The sequence below is a fragment of the Moraxella sp. CTOTU47915 genome, assembly GCF_031986685.1.
GTDB lineage: Bacteria > Pseudomonadota > Gammaproteobacteria > Pseudomonadales > Moraxellaceae > Faucicola > Faucicola tetraodonis.
Window position 1 is genome coordinate 35804 of sequence record NZ_DAMAAE010000014.1, and the last position, 11857, is coordinate 47660.

Below are 11857 nucleotides of genomic sequence, written 5' to 3' on the forward strand. Positions count from 1 at the left end.
TGAAGGAATTTGAATATGAGTACTAACCAACCAAATGAAATATGGAACGAATTTTTAAAAAATTGGCCAATTGATAAAGTAAAATCAATGACTTTAGAGCAATATACTAAATCAGGTGATAACTCTACATTTACCTATTGGGTTGAGGTTGGTACAAGAAATATTGCTGAGATTCGTGGCTCAACTGCACTTAAATTTGGTATCTATAATCGAAAAAATACAACTAAGAAGTTTATTGCAAATGGGATTATCTGTGATAGTCAATATGCTTGGTATGGTAAATATGGCTCATCTAAAGATGAAGCTTTTCAGAATATTAAAAATAATATTCTAAAAATTATTGCTGCTGTAAAAGCTCAAGATATTAATTTACTTAGCCAGATTGATATTAGCCCAATGGTTAAATGGAAAATTGCATTTTTATATCAAGACAGAGATAACCCCATAATCATGCCGATATTTTCTTTATCGTGGCTAAAATCTATTACCAAAAACAATTCAATAACCTATCCACTAGCTTACTCACAATTAAAAGTACAAATGGGAAAACAACCATTATTTGATTACGCTAATAGTTTGGTCGAAAAATATAAACAAGCCATTCCAGAAAAAAATCAGAATGATAAGCCAGAATCTGATAATGAACTTAACATTAGTATTATCAAGCAACCCCTCAACCAAATATTATTTGGTCCAGCGGGAACAGGTAAGACCTATCATACTATTGACCAAGCTTTAAAGATTTTAGACCCTAGTCTAATTGAAGAATTAGAGTCAGAAGATAATTCTTATGATAGAGAGACGTTAAAAATTAAATTTGACGAATTTGTTGCCAGAGGGCAGGTCAAGTTTGTTACTTTCCATCAAAGTTTTAGCTATGAGGATTTTATTGAGGGAATTAGGGCAGAATCATTTGAAACAGAACTTGAAAATGGAAATAAAATTAAAACTCTAGAGTATCCTGTTAAAGATGGTGTTTTTCTTGAACTTTGTAAAAATGCGACAACTAAAGTAATAAAACCCTCTGAAGAAGATTTTGTTAATTTGGCGAATATTCAGTCTTGGAAAATGTCATTAGGGCGTTCTGGACAGGATGAAGAAATTTATGAATATTGCATGAAAAACAGTTGTATATTACTGGGTTGGGGAGAAGATTTAAATTTTTCAAATTGCAATAACTACAAAGAAGTTGAAGGTTACATGCAATCTCATGGATACGAGGAATATTTAAAGAATTCTCCTAAAGCAGCTTCTTTTATTCATAATTTTAAAAACTTAATGAAAAAGGATGATTTGGTTATCGTTTCTGATGGAAATCATAAATTTAGAGCTATCGGGAAAGTTATTGGAGATTATGAGTTTCTTGATAGTGAGGATGATGAACTACCTGATTATAGACAAATGCGTCGAGTTCAATGGTTACGTCAATATAGTCCAAGCCTCCCAAATGAAAGATTATTAAAAGCAAACAAAAATTTCTCTATGCCTGCTTTTTATCAACTTGCACATATTGATCATCAAAAGCTTACAGAGTTATTATCAGAAGATAGTATTACCGATTTCAGTGATGAGAACTTTGTGATAATTATTGACGAAATCAATCGTGGCAATATTTCGAAAATTTTTGGCGAGCTTATAACACTCATTGAACCAGATAAACGAAAGGGGGAGGCTGAAGAAATTTCTGTGATTTTACCTTATTCAAAACGCAAGTTTTCTGTGCCTAACAATGTTTATATCATTGGCACAATGAATAGCTCTGACCGTTCACTAACAGGTATCGATATTGCTCTACGCCGACGCTTTACTTTTATTGAAATGCCTCCTAAACCTGAAGAACTAAAAGAAATTGAGATTGAAGGAATTAACCTAGAAAATTTGCTTCATAAAATTAATCTTAGAATTGAAGTATTGCTTGATAAAGAACATTGTATTGGCCATGCAAATTTTATGTCCCTTAACCACGAATCTACAATGAAAGACCTTGCAAATATATTTAAAAGAAAAGTTTTGCCTTTATTACAAGAGTATTTTTTTGAAGACTGGTCAAAAATCAATATGGTATTAAATGATAATGGTATGTTAAAAAAAGAATCAGTTTCCATTGATAAGTTATTCACGACAACTCTTAAAGACGATTTAAATTATTACGAAAACAGAGAACTTTGGAAAATTGATGACTCTGCTTTTGAAGATGTCCAAAGTTATTTGACTATCATTAAATAGCGATTGTTATTAGTTAAGAAATCATGAAAATAATTACAGTCAGAGAGTTTGCTTACTTATCTACTCAACAATCGATAAAAAATTCACAAGCACCATTAGAGTTTGCTGTTATTTCACTGCAAGACTTTGATTATTTGTGTACAGCTTTCACTCAAGATAGTGATAACCCGATTTTTAGGTTGGCAGGGAAAGGCACAATTCAACTTACCCAGTATGTAGGGGTGATTGAAACACCATCAGGCACAGTCATTGAAATTTTACCAAAGCATGTCGACCCTATGACTGATGATGAGACTATCATAAGCAAAGAGCGTTTTTTACTACAAAAAATGCTCAAGGTTTCTCTAAACATAACACCTAAAACAGCAGGAGAAGCTAGTATCAGTCACTTCAACGTCCCTATTAATGAATGGGTCATTACTCAGTTTTTACAAGAATTGGATAAACTCATCAAAAAAGGCTTAAGATTCGAATATAACGCCGTTGATGTCCAAGAAAAGTATCTGAAAGGTCGATTGAATCATTCACAACATATGCGTCAATCGCCTTGTCAAAAACATTTATTTCCAATTAATTATGATGAGTTCAATCCCAATCGAGCCGAAAACCGACTAATTGCGACGGCTTTAAGGAAAATACTCAAAATTACTAAAAATCCAAGTAATTGGCGATTAGCTAATGAATTAAGACTTATTACGAGTGAGCTTCCAACTAGTCAGCAGATAAGCAAAGACTTTGAAAAATGGCAAACTTCACGCCTGATGAGTTATTACGAAGGAATCAAACCGTGGTGTAAGATTATCTTATTCGAGTTAAGTCCCTTTGCTACTAAAGGCAATTGGAAAGGTATAAGTATGCTTTTCCCTATGGAAGTTCTCTTTGAAAAATATGTGCTTTATCATCTTAAAAGGACATTAAAAGATTATAAAGTTCGTCCCCAAGTGAAATCTAAAAGCTTATGTCAACAAATTGACAATCCGATGTTTTTGCTAAGACCTGATATTTTATTAGAAGCTAAAACTAAGGATGTAAACGACTTAATTATTGATACTAAATGGAAATTAATTGACGCTTCTCAGGGGAGTATAATACTCCCAGAAAACTAGACCAAAAAATCGTAGCAAATAAGATAGAATAGCCCTTAAGAAAAGAGGTCTATCTAATGACAAAAGTTCGTAAACGTCATAATGCTGAATTTAAAAGCAAAGTTGCTGTTGAAGCAATTAAAGAGCAAAAAACGATCAATGAGCTGACTGCTGAATACGGTGTTCATGCAACCCAAATCAGCAACTGGAAAAAGCAAGCCTTGGCTGTTATACCAAGTGCCTTTAACACCAAACAGCACGACAACGAACAAGCCCAGCAAGCCATTATCGATGAGCTTCATCGACAATTAGGGCAAGTCATTAGTGAACGAGACTGGCTTAAAAAAAAGTCCTCACAGCTACCTTGAATGCTCGTAAACAACTGCTAGAGCCTGACAATAAGGATTTCAGTACCCGTAAACAATGTGAACTGCTCGGTATTAACCGCTCAAGTCTGTATTATCAGCCAAAGCCCATCAGCGAGCTTGATATCACCCTGATGAACCTGCTTGACGAGCAATATACCAAAACCCCATTTTACGGGGTCAAACGAATGACAGCGTATTTGAGGCAATTAGGCTATCGTGTCAATCACAAGCGAGTACGCAGACTATTACGGCAAATGGGGCTAGATGCCATCTACCAGCATCCTAACACCAGTAAGCCCAATCCTGAGCATCAAGTTTATCCCTATTTGCTTAGGAATGTACCCATCACCCGCTGTAATCAAGTGTGGAGTACCGATATCACATACATTCGCCTGTCTAAAGGGTTTGTGTATTTGATGGCGGTGATTGATTGGTATAGCCGTTATGTTTTAGACTGGTCGCTATCAACGACACTTGAAGCAGATTTCTGCATTGATACGGTGGGCAAATTACTGCACAATGGTCTACGCTGTGAGATTTTTAATACGGATCAAGGCTCGCAGTTTACCAGCCCAAGATTTACCACGCCGCTGATTGATTCGGGCATTGCTGTAAGCATGGACGGTCGTGGCAGGGCACTCGATAATATCTTTGTAGAACGGCTTTGGCGGTCAGTAAAGTACGAATGCGTGTATTTACGCCAGTTTGATACAGTCAGTCAAGCCAGAGCAGGTTTGAAAGACTATTTCGAGTTTTACAATTATGAGCGGTTGCATCAGTCGCTTGAGTACCATACCCCTGCACAGGTTTATTTAAACAATAGTTCGGATAATTCTGTGTTTTATCAACCCAATTCTATCTTAATTTTGTGATTATTTGGTCTAGACATTGGGGAGTACCTTAGAGTTCTAAATACGGGATAAAAGATAGTGATATGCAACAGATGTTCGCCTATAGCTACTTCTACTTAAATTTGAAAAGTGACATTTTCTTAATTTTTCCAAAAAATAAAAATTTCCAATCACCCTTAGAAAAATTTCAATATCAAGTTGGTCATGAAATGGCAAATGTTTGGGTGCTACCTTTCGATATTGATAATGACCAGATTTTATTACATCCAGAGCAAAACTGCAGTTTATATAATGTGCTAGCATCATAAACCGAGCTAAATAGTTTATTCTCTGAGAATACTCATCCTAATTAAATCTGTACAAAATCATAAGTGAAGTTTATGACTGATACTATTTCAAGACTAGCTAATATAACAGATGCTGGAGAATTCGAGAGAATTGCCACTGCAATTTTACGTTATGCCGAACCTGAGTTATATAGATATATTTCTCATCAAGGGGTAAATGTAGACGGTAAAACAGTCAAAGCTCCTTTAGATAATGTAGGTTGGCAATTCTATCAAGGGGAAAATATCTTAGTCTGTGTTGGTCATACAGTTACTGAAAAACATCAGTTAAAATCTAAGTGGCTTAGAGATTTAGATAAGGTTACACCTAGAAAAACTGGAAGTCAGCCTACTGGAAATGATGGTGACTTAGTTAAAGCTATCAAAGAAATAAGAAAAATACGTGAAACCTACCCTAATTTAAAAGCCTGCATTACCTTGGCATATAACTGTGAAGAAGACCTAGAAGTTCGTGTTGAAGCACAAAATCTAGCACAAGCAAATAACGTTGAATTACGAATGTGGTCAGTATCAAATCTTGCAAATTTTTTGGATATTGAAGCCAACGGGCAAATGATTCGATATAACCACTTCAATACTCTACCAAATAGATTATCTAAAGAACTGTTATTGCATGTAAGTCAACAGAGTATCCAGAGTTATCTAAAATATATCGAAACGCCTATCATTGAAAGAGATGATAGATTCAAACAAGGACATCTGTTGGTTGTTGGTGTTTCAGGGGTCGGCAAAACGACTTATTGTCTAGGATTACTGCAAAATCATTTAAAGAAAAATTATCCAGCCTTAGTTCTTTCAAATGAAACTATAGCTCATGCTTTGTCTATAGAAGAAGCGATTGAGCAAGAGTTAAAGCGATATTCACCAGATTTATTACCGAATTCGGGGAAAGATTGTCTAGAACTATGCACTAATGACAATCCATTATTAATTTTAGTCGAGGATACTAATAAAGCTCATAATCCTACAGAGCTTATAAAGAAATTGGTTTCGTGGGCAAATGAATCACAGCATTGGTATATGCTATGTCCAATTTGGAATCGCCACCAAGAAAGGCTGGATTTTGAAAAAAAAGAAAGATTAGAAAACTCAAAAATCACTATTAAGTACTTAAATAATTATACTGACGATGAAGCGTTTAGAGCTATATCTGCTCGCTATAAGCAAGAAAATTTGCAAATCAACCCTATACACGCAAAGCAAATAGTTAAAGACTTGGGAAATGACCCACTACTAATTTCTTTAGTTAGTTTAACTGAGGATAATGATAATAAAGATATTATTGGTTCATACATTAACCAAACTTTAAAGTCGACAATTCATCAAAATGCAAACTATTTCGAATATGAACTTGAAGAAGCAATTCTTGAATTTGCATTTAATGTATTTAAACAGAAAAATTTAAGTCCCAATGTGCGTGAGTTGAATCAATTAGTTTCTGAGAAAAATAGACTAATTATTAGACTCATTCTAAATGATGAAAATTTGTACAGAGTTCATAACGAATCAATTATACCTAGACATGATCGAATCCATAATTACCTGATGGCTAAAGCCATCAAATCATCCTTAGCGGACAATTTTTTCGATAAAAGTGAGTTATTTTTTGCGGAAATAATTGGTTTGTCTTGTGTCATGGCAAACTTACCAAAAAATGAATTGCGGGAAATTTGCACAAAAAACCCTTTAGTTGCTTTCCATGCGTTTGCCCATGCGATAAAACTAAGAATAGACTATATACCTACGGCTGTCTCATGTATTAAGGATTGGCTCAGTGAGCCAAATACCTTATTAAAATTTAAATCGAGTCATAGATTTAAATCGCTAGTCATATTACATGATGTAATTCATCCAACAGTTAATGAAATTCTCGCTCTTTATCCAACTTCTGACCATTACTTAATTTTTTATGAAACGGCTTTTAAAAATGGGGACTTGATTAATGGGTTAAGATTGATAGCTCATTATGAACTCGGTCTAACTGTTAATGGCTTAGATGATTTGGTTCGATTTGTTTTATATCAACAAAATACTGATATTATTGAAGAAATTAAAGCTCTTTTAAGTTCTTCAACGACACCTTCAAAATTGAAGCATTTAGCTCTACGATTAATAGGTTATACAGGAGATAAGCAGTTTGCTAATAGTGTACGAAAGGCATTTGTATTGATTCCCGAAAATGAAAAAGACTATCGAATTTTTATGTGGGCGGGTGCAAGGGTTTGTGATGACGACCCTGAATCACTGCTTGGTCCAATTTTTAACTATTGGGAAAATTTATCTGATGAAGAAGATGAATTCAAAGGAAGTGAAAAAGGAGATTTTGCTCACTACAGTTTAGATTGGATGTTTAGAGATTATATTCCATTAAACGCTATTCATTATATTTTAGAACAATCTCTTAGAAGAGAAAAACTCAAGTGGGAAATTTTCGTACTTTTGAGAGAAGTAGATCAACCAGATGTTTTCGAATACCAAGCAAGGGAGTTAGCTAATAGAGATAAAAATAATCCAGATAATACTTTTTTAGTTTTTAATATGCTTGAAAGACCTGCAAAAAAACGTGAAAAAGGTCAGGGAACTTTTAAGCCAACTGTATGGAAAGAATCATTCATATCAGATCAGAGCAAAGCAAGGTTACAAGGTTTATTTGAAAACACCAATAATGACGAGCTATTTAGAAAGTACGCTTTCAAACTTTGGGAAATGAGTATTAGCGAAAATGATATTGTTATCTGTCAGCGAATTTCACCAAATGATATTTGCTATCCCATTTCAATCTGGGGAAGAGCACGACGAAGAGATTTGACAGTTATTGATGAATTGATTAAAAAAATAAAGGATAATCCTAGTTATTGGTGGCAATGTGCTAGATATATTTGGCATGAAAAATTAGAACGGCTATTGGAAGAACAGGTCTCTAGCATTACTCCTGATAGTGGCAATAATTTTTTCTGGATAGTTCATGAATTATTTGAAAAACTGCCAGTAGTTAAGGCTGAAAAAATACTTATCGATAATTGGCACAACCTCTCCAGCCATCCGGAATTTATTGGAATCGCATTAAGGCTTGCAACTAAAGGTTTAACAGAACTTGTTGCTCATACACTTGAGTCACAATCCGAATCTGATAAATCTCTTATCCTTGAGCAAGCTAAATTTACTTTGAGCAGAAACTATACAAGTATCAACTTCCTTCAAAGTTTACAGCAATTAGAAGCATTAAAAGATTATTTGCCATATTTTGATGGCTTTTTCTTAGAAAATCTTTGTCAAACGTGCTTAAAAAATGATTGGCGAGATTTCTTAGTGACTTATCTATTACCGCGATTACCTCAAGAAAGTCGTGTTAGGTACGCTCAAATTAGTACTAAAGATTTGGATGAGGCAGTAAATAAAAGACGAAGTTCATTTGAATATTATTGGTTCAAGCAAAATATGGATTTAGGTTGGAAACATGATGAATTGCTACTAACTTTATTTGATTGGTATGCTAATCAACAAAGCGAGCAAGCTTTAGAAATAGTCGATATAGTCTTGTCAGAAAATGGCACACGCCAAGATTTTGAAGCATTAATAAGTTTATTAACTGATTTAAATGAAGTATCCAATAAGGCTGAAATTATTGAATCTATTAAATTTAGTATTTTTAGTCGCTCTTTAGTCTGAATATGACATTATTTATTTGAAAGAATAATCTATACCCAGTTTAGTGACATTAGAAAGCTAAATATTGAAGATTATTTTTAACCACCTCATTACGATATGGGATGAATAGAGGAAATCATGGCACTTGAAGCTGGTGGTATTGCGGAAAAATTAGGGAATGACTATGAAAAATCATGGGTTACTAAACAATTTTTAAATTTGATTCAAGAAAAAATCCTAGCTGTTCAAGTTGAACCGTTAGGTGATGACGAAATTGGTGTAGATATCATTATTCGAAATTTAGATGGAACTCAGGAATATCAACAGTGTAAAGCAGGTAATGGTAATGATGAAGTTTGGACTTTATCAAGGCTTAATGAAGCTGGTGTACTAAGCAAAGCTTCTAATCAAATTAAACGTACCAACAATTCGTTTCGTATCGTTTCCCCTTTGTCTTTTAAAGTGCTTTCTGACATTAGCTGGAAAGCCAAAAACACAACAATTAATATTGATGATTTTTTTGAACATCAAGTCACTAGTGAAGAAGATAAGAAATTTATCGTTGACTTAGCTAAAAAATTAAAACTTGATTTGAGAGATTTAGATGGTAAGCGAGATATTCTACTTTTTTTACGAAAATTTGAAGTATCACAGTTTGTCAGTGATAAACCCCAACGTGATTTTCTAAATGATACTTCAAACCTATTATTTATAGACAGAGCAAATCAAGTTATTGATTTTCTAAAAAATTATTGCTCGGGCTTCAATAAATATCGAAAATTCATCACTTGTAATGAACTTAAATCAGACCTTGAAGCAGAAAATTTTACACTTAGGTCATTTGAGAATGACCCCAGAATCTTACCTATAGTCAAAACTCTACAAACAAATTTTATTGATTCCATTGAGCCTTATTTGATAGGTCAACAATTAATACCTCGACCTGAAATAGATGCGTGCTTACAAGCTTTGAACACTCATCCAATTATTATGATAAAAGCAGAAGCAGGTATGGGAAAAAGTGCCTTTCTTTTGCAGGTTCAGCAGAAACTTGTAGATGATAATATTCTAACACTGCCTATTCGACTAGATCGCAATAAGGCTGAAAATAATTCCAAGCATTTTGGTGAAAGTTTAGGTTTTAGTGGGTCTCCTGTTCATGCACTACGAAACTTGACTATTGAAGACAACAAAGCGGTTATCATTTTAGACCAATTAGACGCTATCAGATGGACAGCAAATCATTCGCATACTGCATTACAAGTATGCAAAGATATTGTTAGAGAAGTTCTAGCCTATCAAAGAGCAGGAAAGAAAATTCATTTAATATTAGTTTCTCGAGATTTTGACCTAAATGAAGATATAGGGTTAAAAACATGGCTGGATAGCATTGATGATAAGGATATTTCACAATTTAAGCTATCCAATCTTAGCGATGATATAGTAGAAAAGCTGATTGAGCCTTATGAAAGCTTTAAAATACTTTCATTAGAAAAACAAAAAATTCTAACTATTCCATTATGGTTAAGCATATATTTAGCTATTGCAAATGAGAACAAACAGGCACCTGTTTTTGTTAACAAATTAGAGCTTATCAAAAAATATTGGGAAGACCGAATACAAGCCTTAAACCAATTAGGATTTTCTCAACCCGAGATTAATTCAGCCGTTGAACACTTAGTTACGACTGGTAGTCACGTCATGCAAAATGGTATACCTGAAAACTTACTCGACAGCCAATATTCTAAAATTTATCAAGCTATGATTTCTGCAAGTATACTGGCAAAACAGGATGGCAAAATTAGCTTTTTTCATCAAGCCCTTTATGATTATCAGTTAGGTAAGAAGCTTTATGAATATGCACTTGTATCAACTGAACAGTTTCTTTATGCATTTGGAGATAAATCACAACAGTTACTGACCAGACGTGAGCACATTAAATATGCTTTAAGTCTAATACTACAAACTGAGCAAAAAAGATTTGCCGATGTAATTTGGTCATTACTTACCAGTGAAAATATAAGGTTTCATCTAAAATATTTAGCTTTAAAAATGCTCAAAGAAGTTACTGAGATTAAAAAACCTACTGAAAAACTTATAAACAATATATTACAAGACGCTACTCTAGAAAAAAACTTTATCGATAATTGTTGTTTTGGTTCACCGATATTAGTAGAGTTTTTGAGCAATCAAAACTACATTTCCAAATGGCTTGCCAGTGGCGATGAGAAAAATATCGACCTTGCTATTAGACTTTTACGTTCTGTGATTGAAGCAAGGTCAGATTTATTGATACAAAATATGAATCCATATTTCAATCAATCTGATGAATGGAATTATCGCTATCTTAACGCTATTTGGCAATCACCAAGCAAAGATAGTGTTGAAATTTTCGAAATAAGAAAAGCATTACTAAGGCAGGGCTATTGTAATCAATACATGAGTTGGGCTGATTTTGTCACAGCTAAGCCAATTTGGGCAATTGATTATATTGAAATCCTCATCGATTTATTCACTGATTTTTTAAAGGATGATAATTTTGAAGCGAATAAATTAAGCCAAAAAAAATATAATGTCTGGCAAGGTAGTCAAATAGATACTTTAGAAGAAATTTCTTTAAACCAGCCCAAGGTAGTTTTAACTCGTCTTTTACCTAAAGCAATAGAAATTATTAATGATACTGATGAGAGAATGGCAGAAAATATTTGGTTTAATCAGTTTTCTTACAGGTTAAGTGATGAAAAATATTCCCTTACTGAAGGTTTAAAAAAATTAATATTTGAGGCGGGTGAACAGTTAAAATCCAATAACTGTGAATTATGGGAAAATCTTAGTCCATTCTTAGACCATACTCATATTGTAGTAGAGCATATCATCGCCACTTTGATGTTGAATCTTGATATTGATTACAGTGATAAAGTAATAGACTGGCTGTTAAATAATAATCAAACACGCTTAGCCTGTGGAATTGATTCAATCGAACCTGAATGGATTTTACCAAGTAAGTTAATCGAGAAATTCTCAAAACATTGTTCTGATTCAAACTTCGAAGAACTGGAAAACAATATTATCGAAATTGGGGTTTCTAGACCAATTGATGAAATAAAATACTGTTTACAAGTCAGAAAAGAATATGGATATTTCGGAAAAAGTTACTGGGGAGAAGCCCAATATTTTTTACTGCCTGCCTTATCAAAATCTAGGAGAAGTCAGAAAACGGAGAAACTTATAACCGTTTTGTATAGAAGATTTGATGACGTAAAGGCTGACTTATACTTTAGAACCTGTTCACGATTAAAAAATATGCTAGGATAAGCTACATAATCAATTAA

5 protein-coding genes are annotated in these 11857 nt (G+C 33.6%); all 5 read left to right on the forward strand.

Features of this window, described 5'->3' with window-relative positions:
- Positions 1–15: 15 nt before the first annotated feature.
- The 5 genes from RTL34_RS10190 to RTL34_RS10210 all read left to right on the forward strand — a co-directional run bounded on the left by RTL34_RS10190 (position 16) and on the right by RTL34_RS10210 (position 11840).
- On the forward strand, positions 16–2226 hold the full coding sequence (locus RTL34_RS10190; protein ID WP_159772966.1) for an AAA family ATPase: 2211 nt from the start codon (positions 16–18) through the stop codon (positions 2224–2226).
- Between the two features lie 23 nt (positions 2227–2249).
- The gene (locus RTL34_RS10195; protein WP_203172757.1) at positions 2250–3332 is read left to right on the forward strand and encodes an McrC family protein; all 1083 of its coding nucleotides are present in this window, start codon (positions 2250–2252) and stop codon (positions 3330–3332) included.
- Between the two features lie 56 nt (positions 3333–3388).
- Positions 3389–4551, forward strand: a protein-coding gene (locus RTL34_RS10200) for an IS3 family transposase (RefSeq protein ID WP_101965291.1) whose coding sequence is annotated in 2 segments (ribosomal slippage) — positions 3389–3662 and positions 3662–4551 — 1164 coding nt in all. Because the reading frame shifts where the segments join, the coding sequence is not laid out codon by codon here.
- A 359-nt stretch (positions 4552–4910) separates the two neighbouring features.
- Positions 4911–8546 carry an NACHT domain-containing protein gene (locus RTL34_RS10205; protein ID WP_312116677.1) on the forward strand — a complete coding sequence of 1212 codons (3636 nt, stop codon included), beginning with the start codon at positions 4911–4913 and terminating at the stop codon, positions 8544–8546.
- Between the two features lie 117 nt (positions 8547–8663).
- Positions 8664–11840 carry an NACHT domain-containing protein gene (locus RTL34_RS10210; protein ID WP_312116680.1) on the forward strand — a complete coding sequence of 1059 codons (3177 nt, stop codon included), beginning with the start codon at positions 8664–8666 and terminating at the stop codon, positions 11838–11840.
- Positions 11841–11857: the final 17 nt, after the last annotated feature.